At 58.6% G+C, this 17,541-nt stretch carries 14 protein-coding genes; 1 reads left to right on the top strand and 13 read right to left on the bottom strand.

Translation table 11 applies throughout. The features are described from left to right. Positions 1–46: 46 nt before the first annotated feature. The 6 genes from HU715_RS18545 to HU715_RS18520 all read right to left on the bottom strand — a co-directional run bounded on the left by HU715_RS18545 (position 47) and on the right by HU715_RS18520 (position 5,963). A complete protein-coding gene (locus HU715_RS18545) occupies positions 47–1,606 on the bottom strand; it encodes a glycosyltransferase family 39 protein (protein WP_186709930.1) in 1,560 nt (519 codons plus the stop codon). After that, positions 1,603–2,583, bottom strand: a complete 981-nt coding sequence (locus HU715_RS18540; RefSeq protein WP_186709931.1) for a glycosyltransferase family 2 protein — start codon at positions 2,581–2,583, stop codon at positions 1,603–1,605. The genes HU715_RS18545 and HU715_RS18540 overlap by 4 nt, the downstream gene beginning before the upstream one ends. After that, complete coding sequence (locus HU715_RS18535) at positions 2,580–2,954, bottom strand: GtrA family protein (RefSeq protein WP_186709966.1); 375 nt, start codon at positions 2,952–2,954, stop codon at positions 2,580–2,582. Before HU715_RS18535 ends, HU715_RS18540 begins: the two co-directional genes overlap by 4 nt. A gap of 80 nt (positions 2,955–3,034) precedes the next feature. Beyond that, entirely contained in the window at positions 3,035–3,385 is a 351-nt protein-coding gene (locus HU715_RS18530; protein ID WP_186709933.1) for a polysaccharide synthesis protein GtrA, read from the bottom strand. A 172-nt stretch (positions 3,386–3,557) separates the two neighbouring features. After that, complete coding sequence (locus HU715_RS18525; RefSeq protein WP_186709935.1) at positions 3,558–4,979, bottom strand: amino acid permease; 1,422 nt, start codon at positions 4,977–4,979, stop codon at positions 3,558–3,560. Positions 4,980–5,504: 525 nt separating this feature from the next. Beyond that, a complete protein-coding gene (locus HU715_RS18520) occupies positions 5,505–5,963 on the bottom strand; it encodes an REP-associated tyrosine transposase (RefSeq protein ID WP_186709938.1) in 459 nt (152 codons plus the stop codon). Between the two features lie 362 nt (positions 5,964–6,325). Here HU715_RS18520 and HU715_RS18515 point away from each other — a divergent pair, with 362 nt between their 5' ends. Further along, positions 6,326–9,433, top strand: coding sequence for a transglycosylase domain-containing protein (locus HU715_RS18515; RefSeq protein WP_186709940.1), 3,108 nt, complete (start codon positions 6,326–6,328; stop codon positions 9,431–9,433). 57 nt (positions 9,434–9,490) lie between these two features. Here the strand turns inward: HU715_RS18515 and HU715_RS18510 are convergent, their stop codons facing one another. From HU715_RS18510 to HU715_RS18480, 7 genes are all read right to left on the bottom strand, one after another. Continuing rightward, positions 9,491–9,997 (bottom strand): CS1 type fimbrial major subunit, encoded by a 507-nt coding sequence (locus HU715_RS18510; protein WP_186709942.1) that lies wholly within the window; start codon positions 9,995–9,997, stop codon positions 9,491–9,493. A gap of 93 nt (positions 9,998–10,090) precedes the next feature. Then, entirely contained in the window at positions 10,091–10,573 is a 483-nt protein-coding gene (locus HU715_RS18505; RefSeq protein WP_186709943.1) for a CS1 type fimbrial major subunit, read from the bottom strand. 44 nt (positions 10,574–10,617) lie between these two features. Further along, on the bottom strand, positions 10,618–11,361 hold the full coding sequence (locus tag HU715_RS18500; protein WP_217884338.1) for a molecular chaperone: 744 nt from the start codon (positions 11,359–11,361) through the stop codon (positions 10,618–10,620). A gap of 59 nt (positions 11,362–11,420) precedes the next feature. After that, a complete protein-coding gene (locus HU715_RS18495) occupies positions 11,421–12,665 on the bottom strand; it encodes a hypothetical protein (RefSeq protein ID WP_186709947.1) in 1,245 nt (414 codons plus the stop codon). A gap of 40 nt (positions 12,666–12,705) precedes the next feature. After that, positions 12,706–13,962 (bottom strand): hypothetical protein, encoded by a 1,257-nt coding sequence (locus HU715_RS18490; protein ID WP_186709949.1) that lies wholly within the window; start codon positions 13,960–13,962, stop codon positions 12,706–12,708. 208 nt (positions 13,963–14,170) lie between these two features. Next, entirely contained in the window at positions 14,171–16,705 is a 2,535-nt protein-coding gene (locus HU715_RS18485) for a CS1-pili formation C-terminal domain-containing protein (protein WP_186709951.1), read from the bottom strand. 123 nt (positions 16,706–16,828) lie between these two features. Continuing rightward, a complete protein-coding gene (locus HU715_RS18480) occupies positions 16,829–17,314 on the bottom strand; it encodes a CS1 type fimbrial major subunit (RefSeq protein WP_186709953.1) in 486 nt (161 codons plus the stop codon). Between the last annotated feature and the right edge of the window lie 227 nt (positions 17,315–17,541).

The following is a 17,541-nucleotide window of genomic DNA, read 5'->3' as shown; positions in this document are numbered from 1 at the left end:
TCGATGCGCTGAATGAGCCATCACGGCGTTTGCTGAGTTGCACGAACTAGTGACCGGCTGAACTCGTCTCGACCTGGGCGGGTGCCGCTTTAAGGGTAAACAGTGAGGCATTCATCTGCCCATCCACAAAGGTAACGGTCTTTTCCCAATCTTTTTCCGGGAGTGGGCTGGCATCAACTGACATCCCTACCCACCAAACCCTGTTTCCACCTTGAGTTAACACCTTCAACTGATTGAAATATATCCACTGACTTCCTTCGGAAATGAAGGCGTTCCCCCCCCGTTCCAAGGCGTCCAGATCATTGGCTTTGAATGATGAGATATAGAACTTCGGCTGTATGCCCGTGTGATTGTAATAAGCGAATGGCAAATACCAGATGGCATTATCCAATACGATCTGGTCGCCCGGCCGAGCCGCTTGCCTAACCTCAGCTGCCAACCCGTCAAGTCGGAAATCCGTTCTTAATTCAGTTCCATTCAGGCCGTCCGCTTGCCGATACACCGTCAGCAGTCCCTGTACTTCTGCTGCTGCCATAATCATGATGGCCAAGCACAAGGTCGTAGGTCGCAGCCCCACTGCATCCAGCGCGGCTGAGAGCAGAAGCGGCAACCCGACTGCAGCGAAGACCAAGTAGCGCGGAATGAATAGCGGGGCAATCAACGACATGAAGGCCAGCGCGAGGACGGGAATAAAAAAGTAACCGGTCAATAACACACTGAAGCGATGCAGACCGGTGTCTTTCCAGACCAGCAGCGCTGCGCAGGCGATCACCACCAACCAAGGCAAAACGCGAGTAAGCGACGATTGCCCCTCCCAGATTGTCATCACAGTGAACTGCCAGACAACATTCACAACCGCCTGCCAAGTGATAGCCGGTATCCAACCAAGCCCCGGCCGGCCTGAGAGATGATCGATGAAATGAGGTAGCCAGGGCAGGAACAGGACAAGGATTGCACAGTAGACCAAAATCCAGAGGCGCGCGGAGAGTACATTTGGACCCGCCTTCAAGCGACTCAGCCAATAGCACCCATGAACCAGCACGCCCAATGCGGCGAAATAATGCGTGTAAAAAGCGGCCGTCATCAACAGCACATAAATGGCTGGGAACCGCTTTTTTTCTGGTTCTTTAACCCAGCACACCAACGCCACGGTTGCGCCCATCAGCCAGAATCCGAGCAGGGTGTACATGCGCGCTTCCTGGCTGTAACGAACCGAAATCGGCAGCAACACCAATAGCAACGCAGCCATCCAGGTTGCTCTTCGCGTGGCAACCAGGCTCATCAACTTTATGCTCAGCAAAACCGAGCCCACGTCGGCTATCACACTGAGCGATCTAACAGCCAAAACCCCGTCGCCAAACAAAATCATCCAGTAGTGCAGCGTGAGGTAATAAAGCGGTGGGTGAATATCTCGTCCCGTAATAGACCAGATCTGCCACGGCTCGTGCCTGGCAAGCAGGATGCTAAAGGCCTCGTCGTACCAGATCGCCGGTGTTGTGATGCCGTAAAAACGTACGCACAGCGCCAGGACCACAACGGCTGCCAAGGCTGCGCCGTCGACGAATCGGCTGGGAGGCTTTCCTGAATAGGCTCGAAAGTTAGTCACGAATAATCATCGCCCCGTTCGCAAATGCTCTCGTCAGTTCCACGCACGCCCGACTCTCCCCGAACTATTTCCCTGATGACGTACCTCGGACGATGCTTTGTCTCTAAATAGATCCGTCCGACGTACTCACCCAACACACCAATACCAATCAGCTGCACACCACCCAAAAACAAAATCGCGGTCATCAAGGATGGATAACCGGGCAGATCGTTTCCAAAGATCAGCTTGTCCAGCACCATGTACCCGGCATACGCCAGCGAAACCAATGAAATGAAACCGCCGAGGTAAGTCCACAACCGCAACGGTACAGTGCTGAACGACGTGATGCCTTCGAGCGCCAAATTCCATAACTTCCAGCCGTTGAATTTGCTGCTACCAGCGGCGCGACCGGCGCGGTCGTATTCGACAATGACAGTGGTAAAACCGGCCCACGACAGCACACCCTTCATGAACAATTGATATTCGGGAAGGGTCTTGATCACCTCCACTACTTTACGGTCCATCAATCGGAAGTCCCCTACGTTACGCTCGATATGGGGAGAAGCGATCCGATCCAGCAAGCGATAAAACAGCGCAGCGCATCCGCGCTTCAGGTAACTGTCGGACGAGCGATCTCGACGCTTGGCAAGCACTACCTCGGCGCCTTTTTCCCATTCGGCAATAAGCTTGGGAATAACCTCGATGGGGTCCTGTAGATCCACGTCCATTGGAATGACCACGTCCCCGCTGGCGTGCTCGATACCGGCAAACAGGGCGGGCTCCTTGCCGAAATTTCGGGAAAAATTGATCAACACAACTAGGTTATCGACCAGCGCGATATCACGGGCAAGCGCATCCGTCTGGTCAGCGCTGCCATCGTTAATGAAGATGATCTCCACGCTATAACCGGCCAACGCCGGGTGCTGACGGATACTCTTGTAGAACAGTCCCAAGGTCTGTTCTTCATTGAACACCGGCACCACCAGCGAGATTTTCATGGGTGGTCTCCACGAAACACTACGAACCTAGAGAGCAGGAAACCGAACACCAAACTCAGCAGTGAAAATACCGTCACTGTCAGTAGCCCATGGACCTGCCAGCGATCTCCCAGATAACCCACGGCAAAACTGAGCGCTCCCATAACACACAGGAAAAACCCATAACCCGTCGCCGATATCCTGGCTTCGAAGGTGTAGAGCGCATTGAGGTAGTGGGAAAATGAAGCAGCCACACAGAACGCAGCAAGATTACTGATCGACTGATCAAGACCCATTGCCACGCGCAGTACAAAAAATATCTGCCAATGAACCAGCGTATTGGCCAATCCGACCAGTGAATAAGTGAGGAAAACACGCCATATCGCCTTCATGCTCGCTCCCCAACCTATGTCCACGACAAGAAAACGGTTGGCGACAACACCACTAGAAGCGCCCATGCAAGACGACCGCACTACAACTTGAACCGAATAAACCCGTACCCCATCACCAGGTTCAGCGAGAAATACAAAGACAAAGCGACCGCCATCCACCCAGGCAAATCCAGCGCATCGCCGAACGAGCCGAAGCCATAACTCAGCCCGCCCATTGCGCCATTGCCCAGCAGATAACCTCTCCACGACTCCCCGGGTCGGAAGATGTAGAGGCCACTTACATAAAACGAAAACGCCGCGGCCATGCAGAACGCAGCAAAGTTACTGGTCGCCTGGGCCAGTCCAACGGCGTCGTGCAATAGAAAAAAAACCTGGCCATGGATCAATCCATTGACCAGCGCGATAACCATCAATGCAGAAAGTCCGTTCATCTTGGTACCTTGCCATTCGCCAGTTGGCAGGTTTCCAAGCTAGTCGACAGTCCTATGACGGTCTACTGTCAGATCTTACAGGTGCGGCACCGAATCCGACGGACAGTCAGGCTCACGCCTATAAAAAACCCCAGTCATCTGACCGGGGCCTTCTTTTACGTCGCGGTTTATCTTACGAAACCGAGCTCACCGAACCCGATGCATCACCGGTCGGTTGCAATTTGAAGGTGTAGAACAACACCGTCAGCAGCACCAGGAACGCCGGGCCGATATACAGCGCTACGCGGGTGTCGGGGAAGTACGCCATCAGCCCTACCACCAGCACCAGGAATGCCAGCGCCAAATACGAGCTGACCGGGTACAGCCACATGCGGTATTTCAACGCCGCACGCTCGGAAGCGCTGAGGCCTTTGCGGAACTTGAGCTGGGCCAGCAGGATCATCACCCAGGTCCAGATCGCGCCGAAGGTGGCAATGGACGTCACCCAGACGAAGACTTTCTCCGGCACCAGATAGTTGAGCAGCACGCCCAGCAGCAACGCGGCGATGGACAACAGCAACGCGCGGCGCGGTACGCCGTTGGCCGAGGTCTTGGCGAAACCGGCCGGGGCCTGGCCGTTCTGCGCAAGGCTGTAGAGCATCCGTCCGGTGCTGAAGATCCCGCCGTTGCAGGAGGACAGCGCGGCGGTGATCACCACGAAGTTGATGATGCCGGCGGCGGTCTTGATGCCCAGGCGCTCGAAGGTCATCACGAACGGGCTGCCCTGGGTGCCGATTTCGTTCCATGGGTAGATCGACAGGATCACGAACAACGCGCCGACATAAAACAGCAGGATCCGCCAGAACACCGAGCCGATGGCGTTGGGGATGGTTTTCTGTGGGTTCTTCGCTTCACCGGCAGTCAGGCCGATCATCTCCACGCCCAGGTAGGCGAACATGACCATTTGCAGGGACATCAACACGCCGGACACGCCGTTGGGCATGAAACCGCCGTGGGTCCAGAGGTTGGAAATGCCGAGGGCCACGCCGTCGTTACCGAAGCCGAAGGCTATGATGCCAATGCCGCCGATGACCATGGCGATGATGGTGACGATCTTGATCAGGGCGAACCAGAATTCGAATTCGCCGAAGGCCTTGACTGCGATCAGGTTGATCGAGCCCATGCTGACCAGCGCGGCCAGGGCCCAGATCCAGCGGGGCACGTCGGGGAACCAGATGCCCATGTACACCGCCACGGCGGTGATTTCCGCCACGCAGGTCACCAGCCACAGGAACCAGTAGTTCCAACCGGTCAGGAAGCCTGCCAGTGGGCCGAGGTAATCCTGGGCATAGCGGCTGAACGAACCGGCCACCGGGTTGTGCACGGCCATTTCGCCGAGGGCGCGCATGATCACCAGGATCGCCAGGCCGCCGATGATGTAGGACAGCATGATCGCCGGCCCGGCCATTTCGATGGCCTTGGCCGAGCCGAGGAACAGCCCGACACCGATGCAGGCGCCGAGCGCCATCAGGCGGATATGCCGCTCGCCGAGTTCACGTTTGAGCGGACCACCCTGGGCGGTCTCGCCATGGGGCAGATGATTGCCGACAGGCATAGGGATAAACCTCGTCTTGTTATTGGATTAGCCACCGAGTGTCCAAGGCTGCGGGCGAGTGGGCCTGCGAGCATTGCCGAAACCGGGCCTGCCTTGTGGGCAGACCGTCCTGTGGAACGACAACCTCAGGATCAGCGGGTCGTGCAGTATAAAAAGCCAGGGATAGAGAGTTTCACTGTAAAACCTGGAAAATTCAGGGATAAGCCTGCGCCTGAATCGGGTTTCCGAGAGGTCTTGTCTGGGATCCAGGTCATACAGAAAACGCCGCCGAGTATTGCACAGTGATGGTGCAGCGTCATGCTCTGGCATGGGGCGATGGCTCTAGTGCAAGGCTTTCAGGCCCCATGGTGAGAGGAGTCATTTATGGCTAGCGGACTCATCTGTGGCGAGGGGATTTATCCCGCTGGGCTGCGTAGCAGCCCCACCAAAACTACAACCCGACCTGTCTGGACAATTGAGTTGCCTGCATTGGGGCTGCTGCGCAGCCCAGCGGGGATAAATCCCCTCGCCACAAGGTTTTCTGCCTCAAAGCCATACAGCGTCCCATAGCGGGTAATCGCCAATGCGCTCCACCAGCCCAGCACGAAGCGGATTGGCAATGATGTAGCGGGCGGAGGGCTTCAGATCCTCGTTGTCGCGGATCGCGCGGTCATGAAAGCCGCTTTGCCAAAGCGGGCCAGAGGCTCCGGTGATGTTATTGACACGATGGGTGCTGCGAGCTTTGGTGGCTCCGATCATACGACTCAGATGGCCCTCCTGGATTTGCAGCAACCAATGAAAGTGATCCGGCATTACCACCCAGGCCAAAGAGCTCACCTGGCCCGAATCATGAGCACGTTTGAATTCGGTGACCAATAGCCGTCCAATCTTCCAGTCGGAAAAAACCGGCCGCCGCTGATGAACAACAGCAGTCACCAGATAGGCTCGTCCTGGCTCTGAATAACGACCTCGACGCAAACGATGGGAATTGGGGCGTGGATGCATTCCTTGCTTCCTTTGAAGGGGTTTGAGTGCAGCCTAGTCATGCAGCTGGTTTTTCGACGCTGGAAAGGTCGAGAGCATATTCCGAAACTTGTGTAGTACTTGTGGCGGGGACTCATCTGTGGCGAGGGGATTTATCCCCGCTGGGCTGCGCAGCAGCCCCCAAAACGACAACCCGGTATGTCTGGACAATTGAGTTGCCTGCATTGGGGCTGCTGTGCAGCCCAGCGGGGATAAATCCCCTCGCCACAAAGGAATGCCATTGGCCATGACAAACCAGTGCCGACAATTTCCCCTCCCCCCACGCCAACCACCGTCTAAGCTTCAAGCAAGTCCGATCAATCTGCTTAATGGATCAGTCGACTATGGGCGCTTTGTGGCAAACCGATTCGAATGAACCTGTGGTCCCGACTGAACGTATGGAAGAAGCGCCTTTACCTCAAGAAAAACGCCGCGCACGGCATGGCTGGCGGGCATTCTGGTTGTTGCTGCTGATTATCGTGGTGGTGGTCGGTCTGGCGGCGGCCAAGGAAATGCGCACGTCGCGGTTTCAGGCTCGGGAGCTCAGCAAATACGCCGAGTCCCTGAGCTATTCGGTGCAACCGGGGCCCAGCGACGCCATCGTCTACCCGGGTGCGGGCCCGTTCGACCGGCGCTTGGGCTACAGCGCGCTGGGGGAGTTCCTGCCGCGGCTGCTCAAGCGCGACTACGTGATCCAGGCCCAGGCGAGGTTCTCGCCGGCCTTGATGGACTACGTCGAGAAAGGCCTGTTCGTGCCGTATGTGGAAAAGATCCAGGCCGGACTGACCATCACCGATTGTCGTGCCGCGCCGGTCTATCAGTTCAAGTACCCGCAGCAACTGTATGCAAGCTTCGAAGCGATCCCGCCCGTGGTGGTGCAAAGCCTGTTGTTCATCGAGAACCGTTTTCTGCTCGACCCCAAGCAACCCTTGGCCAACCCGGCCGTGGACTGGCCGCGCTTCGGCATGGCGGCCTGGTCCCAAGTCGCCAAACTGTTGAGCCTGCCGGGGCAGTCCGCCGGGGGCAGCACCTTGGCGACACAACTGGAGAAGTACCGCCACTCGCCTGAAGGCTTGACCGTGTCCGGCGCGGAGAAAATCCGCCAGATGATTTCCGCCAGCGTCCGTGCTTACCAGGCCGGCCCGCAAACCCTCGAGGCGCGGCAGCGGATCATCCGCGACTACCTCAACAGCGTGCCGCTCTCCGCGGTGCCTGGGCATGGTGAAGTCCACGGCATGGCCGAAGGCTTGCGGGTCTGGTACGGCGCCGATTTCAAGCGCGCCAATGAACGCTTGTCCAGCACCGCCACCGACTCCAAGAGCCTGGCGGAAAAAGGCCTGGCCCTGCGGGAAATGCTGTCATTGATGATCGCGCAGCGCCGGCCGTCCCATTTCCTCTCCAAGGGCCACGATGAACTGGCACGCCTGACCGACAGCCACATCCGGCTCCTGGCACAGAATGGCGTGATCGATGCCGCGCTGGCCGAGGCGGCCCTGGCGAGCAAGGTCAGCTATCGCGACTGGGTCAAAGATCCCACCGTCCAGCCCAACGAAACCAACAAAGGCATCAGCGCCGCCCGCAGTCGCCTCGCCGCGCTGCTCAATCGCCCGCTGTACGACCTCGATCGCCTCGACCTCTCTGCCACCAGCACCTTGCAAAGCGACTTGCAGGCCCAGGCCACCGAGTACCTCAAGCGCTTGGCCGACCCGGCCTTCGCGACCGAGATCGGCCTGATGGGAGAACGCCTGCTGACCCCGACCAGCACTACCCAGGTGCGCTACAGCTTCACGCTGCTGGAACTGACCCCGGACGGCTCGCGCGTGCGGGTACAGACCGACAGCACCGACCAGCCCTTCGACATCAACGAAGGCAGCAAGCTTGAACTGGGCTCCACCGCCAAGTTGCGCGTGCTGACCACGTACCTGCAAATCATCGCCGAACTGCACGAGCGTTATGCCCAGCAGGCCCCGGCGGCTTTGAAGAAAACCGAGATCGCCGAACAGGATCGCCTGTCCCGCTGGGCCGTGGACTACTTGATTGAAAACACCGACCGCAGCCTGCCGAAGATGCTCGAAGCGGCGCTGGATCGCACTTACTCAGCCAGCCCAGGCGAGGCGTTTTTCACCGGCGGTGGGCTGCACACGTTTCACAACTTCCGCAAGGAAGACGACGGCCGCCTGCCGACCTTGCGCGATGCCCTGCGTGAATCGATCAACCTGCCGTTCATCCGCCTGATGCGCGACCTGGTGCGCTACGCCACCTATGCCGGCCCCAACAACAGTTCCGAACTGCTCAAGGACGACAAGGACCCGCGCCGCCAGGAATACCTGGCCCAATTCGCCGACCGCGAAGGCACCTCGTTCCTGCTCAGGTTCTGGAAGAAGTATCAGAAAAAGGACACCGGCCAACGCCTGGAAACCTTCCTCGACGGGATGCGCCCTACGGCGATCCGCCTGGCCGCCGTTCACCGTTATTTCTTTCCCAACGACAGCCAGGAGAATTTCAACCGCTTCGTGCGCGCACATTTGAAGTCCGCCAAGAGCGCGGAAAAACTCACCGACGAACGCCTGGAGCGGCTCTACCAGAGCTACGGTCCCGGCGCCTATGACCTGCCAGACCAAGGCTTCATCGCCAAGGTCCACCCGCTGGACCTGTGGTTGATGGGTTACCTGCTGAACAACCCCGACGCCAAGTTCAGCCAGATCGTCAAGGCCAGTGAGTTCGAGCGCCAGGAAGTCTACAGCTGGCTGTTCAAGAGCCGGCACAAGAGCGCCCGCGACAGTCGCATCCGTACCATGCTGGAGGTCGAAGCTTTCCTGGATATCCACCAGCGCTGGCAGGAGGTCGGCTATCCGTTCGACCACCTGGTGCCGTCGCTGGCCACCGCCATCGGCAGTTCCGGCGACCGCCCCGCCGCGTTGGCGGAACTGGTGGGCACCATCCTCAACGATGGCATCCGCAAGCCCGCGCTGCGCGTCGACAGCCTGGACTTTGCCGTCGGTACGCCTTACGAGACACGGCTGGTGAGCAATCCGGATAACGGCAAGCGCGTGATGCCGGCAGAAGTGGCCCAGGCCTTGCGCGGTGCGCTGTCACAGGTGGTGGATGCCGGCACCGCAAAACGGGTAGCCGGCAGTTTCAAACTGGCCGACGGCACGCCGCTGGCCATGGGCGGCAAGACCGGCACCGGTGACAACCGCATCGAAGCCATCGGTTCCGGTGGACGGGTGATCAGCTCCAAGTCGATCAACCGCACGGCCACCTTCGTCTTCTACATCGGCGACAGCCATTTCGGCACCCTCACCGCCTACGTCCCGGGGGCCTCGGCGCAGAACTTCAAGTTCACCTCGGCCTTGCCGGTGCAGGTGCTCAAGGGCATGGCACCGTTTCTCTCGCCGTACTTGCAGCCAGGAACTCATACCCAGTGCAAACCGCTGGTGGCGGGGCAGTGAGTAACAGCCTGGGGATCAAGTAGCTGTGGCGAGAGGATTTATCCCCTCGTCGCAGAATCAGAAGGGTACGCGAGGCACTGCGTCGAAAATCAGAGTGATGTCCGCGGTGTAGAGCCCAGGAGCGAATGGGCGAGTAGGCGTATTTCTCTGCAGGATGAGCATCTGCGCCTGGGTGCCGGGCGTGGACGAGGCGTCGTCCACTACTTCCTTGGGTTGTCCGTTCAGAAGTACGTCGTTGAATACCACAGCCAAGCCAATAAACTCTGAACCGTTGCTTAAATGGACGGTTCCCTCCGCCCCATTCTCGATGTAGGCGTGGATCGAACCATCGGTATTCTTCACATCAAAGGTTTCGCGTACAGGCGTCAGCTTGTAGGTCAGCGCGTTGTAGTGCATGACTTCATCCTTGCCGAAATCGGGATTACGTGGCTGCACATGAAACTGCTTGTTGGGGATATTCGCGGTGATGTGAATATTCGAGCGGGCGTCATCGGCAGCGTGTGCCATCGAACAAACCAGGGCGACGGCGCCAAGCACCGTGCCGAATAGCATTTTCCTAAACATAGGTAGCTCCTTTTTTCATTGTGATAAAACGAAATGCAAAACGTGCCGTGGCGAACAAGCCGGCCCTGACGGGTTGGACGAACACGCTTCGTCCTACGGCGCAACCGCGTCGAATACCATGTGCACCGTGCCGTAGTAGTCACCGGGCACGTAGGCGTCACCGGGCCTGATGGCGGCGATTTCCAGCGGCACCTGCCGCCCAGGCCTGGCTTCGCTGGCCGACACGACCTGGGTAGAGTCCAAGGTCAATTCGACGTGGTTGAACCTCACCCGCAAATCGATCCGTTCCCGGCCATTGGACAAATACGCCTCCTCGCTCAGGCGCGCACCGATGGCGCCGTTGGTATTCTTCACCTCGTAGGTGGCCCGCAAGGGGCTGAGTTCGCCGGTGATGGTACTGAACGGCAAGCGTTGTTCACGCTGGACCAATTGCGGGTCAAGGGGCAACACATGGAAATCCACGGTGGGAATGGTCACGTAGACTTCGAACGTTTCCCGCTCGACCGCCGCCCAGGCCAAAGCGCAGGGCAACGTCAGAGCAGTCAGTACAAGGGGGCGTAGCAGTGTCTGGAACATAATGATTTACCTGTAGCGCAACGGCGATTCAGCGACGGCAGCCGTCACCCCTTGATCTCGATGGCTTTGCTCTGGCCACCTTCGATCAGCGTGAAGCGGTACTCGCGCCCCGCCTCCTTGTCGAACGAAAAGGTGCGGCCGGCCATGACGTGGTGCTTGGTGGTCGGCCGGCAGTCGTTTTCAGCCTTCGCCGCACAATCCTTGAACTCATCGATCACCAGGACGCTGTTGCCGTTGTTGCGCATCAGATAACGGTCGGCGTTGTCATCGATGACGGTGGCGAAACGGGTGTTCTTGGGCCGCACGAAAAACACCGTGCCATAACCCGCCAGCACCTTGACCCCCGCCGCCACGCGCTCCTTTTTGTACGCTTCGCGCTCCTCGGCGCTGACGGCAAATTCGTCTTCCGCTTCCGGCACCACCGGCACGAAACGCACCCGGAAGTACCGTTCCTTGTCACGGTTGCCCATGAACAACAGCCGGGTGCCCTGCACGCCGTTGGCCGGGACGATCAGCCGCGCCGGACTGGCCATCAGGCCGTCCTTGGCCGTGGCGCTGGCCTGGTTCTGCAGAGGCACTTCCTGGTAGGTGCCGTCTTCGTTGTAGAGAATCTCCAGGATGTTGACCTTGACGAAGGCCGTGGACGTCCCGCCATTGAACACCCGCTTCATGTAGGTACTCTTGTCACCGTCCAGGTAGTCGTAGACCACTCCGACGCCAATCTGCGGCCCGGCCTGGGCCACGCTGCAAGACAGAAAAACACCCATCCACGCCAATACTTGCTTTATCACTTTCCTAACCTCATGCATTAAACGCAATTCACTGAATACTGCCGGCCCACGGGCCATCAAACTTCCGAATCCCAGATCACCGTGACGTTGCCGATATAAGTCCTGGCGCCACCGTCCAGCATCTGCTCGACACTGGCTTGAGCGATTTCGAAAGAAAGGTTTGCTGCCCGGCGATCAACATAGAAACTGGGCAGGATCAACTCTGTACCGCTGCCATCGCGCAACAAGCGACGCTGGTTGATGGGTTGGCCGGCGAAGTCGGTCAACCCATCAGGCAGGCTGACCCTGATATCCACCGGCACGCTATGACCGGAGCCGGCGTCCGATATCGCGCAGGTATTGCCGCTGATGTATTGGCATTCGAGCATCATCTTGAAGCGGGTTGACGTCGAGAGATGAAAACGCTGGTCGCGAAACAGCCGAGTCGGCTTGCGACCATTGTTGAGCCAGGCTTGCCAGCCGTCAGGTGGCACCAACTCCACTCGGTTGCCACCAGGTGGGACTTCCACCTTGAAGGCATGCTCGACATCGAGCCTGAAATTGAGGGTAAGCGCCGAACTGCCGGGCAGCATGACATCCCCCATGTCCACTTCCCGCCCCGGCCCGATGCTGATCGTCAAATCCCCGGTGTACTGGCCGGAGGTCATTCTCATCGGGTTGGGCAGGCGCAGTTCATAGGCAAAGTCCACGTAGGTGTAGGCCATGCTGGGAATCGGATATTGGGCCTTCTTGGCACACACCGCTTCCATCGGCGTTCGCCAGAAGAATTCATAGAAGTTTTCCCCCAGACGGCCAAAACCGCTGAAATGACAAGGTGTCGGGGGAAATCCCCAGTTGTCGTTCCACAACTTGGTATGAGCAGTGGCTGGATCCACGCCGCCACCCACCAAGTCGACAACACTGACAGGCAGTTGGTATCGAGAACCGATACCGACCCAACGCACCTGGACGATCTCGGTTTCGCCAGTGCCCGAATGAACGATTTGTGCCGTGCGCCAATTGGCGGGCACCTGGAACATCGCCCCCTGCCGTGGATCTGTGTGCGCGGCCTGGATAGGCCTGATGGAATTCACATTCAGAGGCAGTCGAACGCTGTGCATCGCCCACATCCGACATTGCGAAGGAAATTCCGCGCAATAACCACTCGGGGGAGTGGTATTGAGAAAGACTGTTTCTTGAGGCTTCGACGGGTCAGGCCTGAACACTGCACTGATGTCTTGGGTCAAGGCATTGGCGCTGCTCATGCAGCCAAACAACAGCGTTGAAACCGCACAGCTCGCTACTACCGACGTTCCGTTCATAGGCACTACCTCATTCAAATCCATTGAATAGACCGAACTTCTAAACTTCCGAATCCCAGATTACCGTGACACTGCCGCTGTAAGCCTTGGCGCCACTGTCCAGCATCGCCTCGACGTTGTTGCTGCCAATTTCGAAGTGCAACGTTCCCGACCGGCGATCGATGTAGGACCCCGGCTGGAACAACTCGGTGCCAACGCCGTCACGTCGCAGTGGACGACGGCTGACCGGTTGCCCGCTCGCATCGGTCAAGCCCTCGGGCAGGCTTACACTGACATCCACCGGCACGGCGTGACCGGAGTCGGCGTCCGTGACGGCGCAGCTGTTGCCGCTGATGGCCTGGCACTCCAGCGCCATCTTGAAGCGTGAAGAGGCCGAGATATAAAAGCGCTGGTCACGGAACAGCCGCGTGGGTTTGCGACCGCTGTTCAGCCAGGATTGCCAGCCTTCCTGGGGGACCAGTTCTACGCGATTGCCGCCTGGGGGAACTTCCACTTTGAGGGTGTGTTCGACGTCGAGCTTGAAGTTGAGCGTGAGCGCCGAGTCGTTCGGGATCATGACGTCGCCGAAGTCCAAATCCTGTCCCGGACCGATGCCATAGGTCAGCGACCCGGTGTATTGTCCGGACGACATTTTCAGTGGGTTGGGTGTGCGTAGCTCGTAAGCGAAGTCCAGCCAGGTGTACATCAGGTTTCCGGCAGGGATCAGGTATTTGGCCCTTTTGTCACATACGCCCTCCGACGGAGTCTTCCAGAAAAACTGATAAGACATACTGCTGGCTCTTGCAGTCCCGCTGTAGCGACATGGCGAGGGCGCATACACCCAATCAAGGCCGACCCATAACATCCGGTGTGCCTGTAAATAATCTACGCCACCACCGACCAAAGTCATCACATCGCGAATACGGAATTCTTGTCTCGATCCCAATCCGGACCAGCGCACTTCAACCGTTTCTGTCTCGCCCGTACCCGAATGGGTTACTTGTATCGGGCGCCAATTGGCAGGCACTTTAAACATCGCACCTTGCCGAGGATCTGCATGATTTGCCTGGATATCGCTGATCGCACTGGCCGTGAGGGGCAATCGAATGCTGAACATGTTTGTTGCCCTGCATTCCGATGGTTTTTCCGCGCAATAACCACTGATCGGGGTGGTGTTGAGGAAGGTGTTCTCGTTGGGTTTCGAGGGGTCAGGCCTGAACACCGCGCTGATGTCCTGGGTCAAGGCATTGGCCGCAGGCACACACGCAAACAACAACACCGAGACGACGCTGCGCACTGCAACCGATAAGGGTTTCATTTATACAACCTCATACAATCAAGACAAATCGCAGCAAAATAAGTAAGTGGGCAATTCACTTGTGGGAGCAAGGCTTGCCCGCGATGCAGACGCCCCCTCTCTTCAGGTGAACTGCGTTATCGTTCATCGCGAGCAAGCTTTGCTCCCACAGTCTCGGAAGCGAGCTTTGCTCCCACAATCTCGGGAGCGAGCTTTTACTCCCACGGCCTCACGAGCGTTGTTTCGCACTGCCAGCCTCGGCAATCGTCGTATCGGCCAGGGTGTCCGGCGTGCAGCGCAGATCGCCGATCATCAACACGTCCCCCTCGCGACTGGCACTGTCCGGATCAAGGCGAAAACGGCAGAACAGTTCGTTGCCATGACGCACTTCCAGCGTCGGTGAACCGGCATTCATTTCCATGGAGAAGAACCCGTCCACCTCGCTGATGCCGCGACTGGCGTGGTTGATCACGTGATGGCCCTTGAGGGGTTGGCCGTGTTCGTCCAGCAAGCGCCCGAGCACGGTCACGGTTTTCATGACCTGGATCCGGCGGTAGTCCACCCCGCCCTTGTTCATGTGATAACGGGTGCGTGAAGGCTCGATGTTCGCCGCCGGCGGGTGCACGCCTTCGAAATCGAACGTCACCATGCTGTTTTTGTACGCGGTGATCGGCACGAAATTACGGCCTGGACGCAGCACGGTGTTGCCGCCGGTCAAGTCGTCGGCCAGCAGCGTGACGTCGTCCAGGTCGGTTTCCACATCGACGATCATTCCGGCGCCGCGTCCTTGGGGTACGCCGGTGAATGCGGCTTTGCTGCCACCCACCGCGACCGTGCTGCTCAAGTTCAAGCCGCCGGTGAGGTTGTCGTTATAGGACGAACGCTGGATAAAACCGTCGCCAAACAACGAGTCGGTCTGGAAACTGCCGAGGCCGGACAGGCCCACGCCGTAGGTGTCGGCCAGCACTGTCCCGGAGACGCTTTGCAGCACGTGATCTTCCAGGTTCCGGCGATAGGACAGCGAGGCATTGTTGTCCCGCTCGCCATCGCGCGAGGTGCGGGTACCGACACTGCCCGACCAGTATTCACCCGGCCCGCCCAACGCCACGCTGAGGCTCAGGTCCAGGCCACGATTGCGTTTGTCGGCGGTACTCGACGTGCCGGGACGATCGAACACCGACAGCCGCCAGTTGGCATCGCTGCCGCGCACCTTGGCGCGCTGGGTCCAGCCCAGGTCCAGGCCGGTGCCCTGGACGTTGCCTTCGCTGTAGGCCAGCCGTGCGTTGACGGAGGTCTTGTTGCTCAAGCGATGATTGACCGACAACGACGAGTTGCTGGTATGGCCGACGAACACGTTGCGCTGGCGAATACGGGTGCCATCCGGCAAGGTTTCGTAGGTGTTGCGGGTGTCCAACCAACTGCGGTTGTGGCTGGCGACGATACTGCCCTGGCCGTAGCTGTACAGGCCTTGCAAGTCCATGCCGTTGCCGTAGTCCTGGGTCTTGTAGACGTTGGCGTACAGGCTGGTGCTGCTGCCCAGCGTCCAGTCCACCGAGGTGCCGACTTGCATCCGGTCCTGCACCTTGCGCGTGGAGGCGCCGAGGATGACCCGAGGATGCAACAGATAATTGAAGCCAAGCCCGGCGGTCATGAAGCCCGACGGTTGGTCTTCCCAGTTGCTCCACAGCCGGGTTTCACGACCGGCGAACACGTTGTAGCGCCAGCGGTCTCCGGTGCTGTTCCAATTGTTGGGTTTATAGACGAGCTCTTGACTGGTGGCGGTGGTTTGTCCGTCTTCGATCAGGCGCACTTCCACCTCATAGATGCCGCCGGGCAGCGGACGGGTGTCCAGGCTTTGCAAGCCTGCGCTGACCGCCTGGGTGTTGATCAACAGGCCGTTGCGATAGATTTCCACCGATGCCTGGCGGCTGGCGGTGACATAAATGGGGTAGACGCTGGGCTTGGGATTGTCGACCGCCAGGCTGTCGGAACTGCCGTACATCACCCCCAATGCGGTGTCCGGGTTGGCGCCGAACGAACGGATCTGCCGATTCAACCCGTCTGAGCCGGGCGTGAAATAACCCAGGCGAAAAAAAGTACCTTCCAGCTCACGCTGGGTGTGGAGTTCATGGACGGCGTGGTACAGCTTGTCGTCCGGACCGCCCAGGCGAGAAAGCTGAAGGTCCAGCGACTGGCTCCAGTTGCCGACGCTGGAACTGGCGTTGAGGCCATAGCGTCCGCCGGTGTCCTGTTCCTGGCCACCGTTGATATTGAGTTGGTTATTGAAGATCAGGCCAAGGCTGCCGCCTTCCGGTTGATCATAGTAACGCTTGGTTTCGGTCGAGCGCTCGACGTCCCGGGTCAGGATCGACACCAAGGAATTTTCGAGGCTGTAGTGCACGGCCAGCAGCCCGCCGGTGCAGTTGGTTTCACAGGCACCCAGTGACTGTCCTTGCTTGAGGCGTTGCTCCCATTGCTCGCGGTCGACCGCTTTTATCGTGCTCTCTTGCGTGTCGGTGAACTCCAACAGGGTGATGCGATCATCCCGGGTCAAGACCACCATGGCTTCACCGAGATACTGTTGGTTGAGTTCAACACGAACCGCCAGGGGTACATCGAAGAAGTGCGCTTCAAACTCCGCCGGCAGGCCCTTGGCCTGGGACAGCAGGCTCCTGGGCGTCGTGCCGGGAGCGGTGGGCGCGGCCAATGCAGTCGCGCACAGAAATAGCGCGAGCGCACCTGCGATGGGTGTCATGGGAAACATCAACGGATTCTCATTGTGTGCGAGCTATCAGGGCATGTCAGGTACAGGCCGACCGGCTGGGGAGGACCGACCGGCCTGTGGCTGCCCGCGGGCGAGGTGAGACTCACCGGGCAGCGACGGGTGTTACGGACGTGGCACGGCGTCGAAGACGACGGTCATGTCGGCGGTGTACAGGCCGTTCTGGGAAGGCGTAGGCGTGGCCGCGACGATGGTCATGTCAGCCTGGGTACCTGGCGTGGAGGTGGCATCGTCCACCACTTCCTGAGGCATGGCCGTCAGGGTGACGCCGTTGAAGGCGGTGGTCAGGGCGATGGAATCGCTACCGTTGTACAGCGCAGCCGGGCCACCTTCGATGTAGGCGTGTACCGAACCTTCGGTGTTCTTCACGTCGAAGGTCTGGCGCAACGAAGTCAAGGAGCCGTTGACCGTGTTGTAGCTCATGGTTTCGTCTTTACCGAAGTCCGGGTTGCGCGGCTGCACATGGAACTGCTGGGTCGGGATGTTCGCGGTGATGTGGATCGACGAGCGAGCATCATCGGCAGCAAATGCCAGCGAAGAACCCAGGGTGGCGGCAACCAGGGCAGTACTGGATACGAGTTGTTTGAGCATGTTGTTAACACCTGTTCTTGGCAATAAAGAGAAAAGATTGAAATCGCAGACCAAGGGCAACTGGGCCTGTCCCTCCAACGCCGAGCATGATCGACGCTCTTTAACAAAAAAAAAGCAGGCAACTTCCTATAGGCTTGTAGTCCATCCAACATGCGGAAGAGCGAAAAATACGCAACTTTTGTTAAAACAGAAGTTTGGCTGTCAGAAACAGCCCACATTTTAAGCCT

The organism is Pseudomonas zanjanensis (assembly GCF_014268745.2).
Lineage (GTDB): Bacteria > Pseudomonadota > Gammaproteobacteria > Pseudomonadales > Pseudomonadaceae > Aquipseudomonas > Aquipseudomonas zanjanensis.
The sequence above is the reverse complement of the archived record's forward strand: the minus strand, read 5'-3'. Positions and strand labels throughout refer to the sequence as shown.

What these genes read in the sequence shown, in the direction of transcription:
- HU715_RS18540 (WP_186709931.1), bottom strand. Translation starts at nt 2,583, where the DNA reads ATGAAAATCTCGCTGGTGGTGCCGGTGTTCAATGAAGAACAGACCTTG.
- HU715_RS18535 (WP_186709966.1), bottom strand. Translation starts at nt 2,954, where the DNA reads ATGAAGGCGATATGGCGTGTTTTCCTCACTTATTCACTGGTCGGATTG.
- HU715_RS18530 (WP_186709933.1), bottom strand. Translation starts at nt 3,385, where the DNA reads ATGAACGGACTTTCTGCATTGATGGTTATCGCGCTGGTCAATGGATTG.
- HU715_RS18525 (WP_186709935.1), bottom strand. Translation starts at nt 4,979, where the DNA reads ATGCCTGTCGGCAATCATCTGCCCCATGGCGAGACCGCCCAGGGTGGT.
- HU715_RS18520 (WP_186709938.1), bottom strand. Translation starts at nt 5,963, where the DNA reads ATGCATCCACGCCCCAATTCCCATCGTTTGCGTCGAGGTCGTTATTCA.
- HU715_RS18515 (WP_186709940.1), top strand. Translation starts at nt 6,326, where the DNA reads ATGGGCGCTTTGTGGCAAACCGATTCGAATGAACCTGTGGTCCCGACT.
- HU715_RS18510 (WP_186709942.1), bottom strand. Translation starts at nt 9,997, where the DNA reads ATGTTTAGGAAAATGCTATTCGGCACGGTGCTTGGCGCCGTCGCCCTG.
- HU715_RS18505 (WP_186709943.1), bottom strand. Translation starts at nt 10,573, where the DNA reads ATGTTCCAGACACTGCTACGCCCCCTTGTACTGACTGCTCTGACGTTG.
- HU715_RS18495 (WP_186709947.1), bottom strand. Translation starts at nt 12,665, where the DNA reads ATGAACGGAACGTCGGTAGTAGCGAGCTGTGCGGTTTCAACGCTGTTG.
- HU715_RS18490 (WP_186709949.1), bottom strand. Translation starts at nt 13,962, where the DNA reads ATGAAACCCTTATCGGTTGCAGTGCGCAGCGTCGTCTCGGTGTTGTTG.
- HU715_RS18485 (WP_186709951.1), bottom strand. Translation starts at nt 16,705, where the DNA reads ATGTTTCCCATGACACCCATCGCAGGTGCGCTCGCGCTATTTCTGTGC.
- HU715_RS18480 (WP_186709953.1), bottom strand. Translation starts at nt 17,314, where the DNA reads ATGCTCAAACAACTCGTATCCAGTACTGCCCTGGTTGCCGCCACCCTG.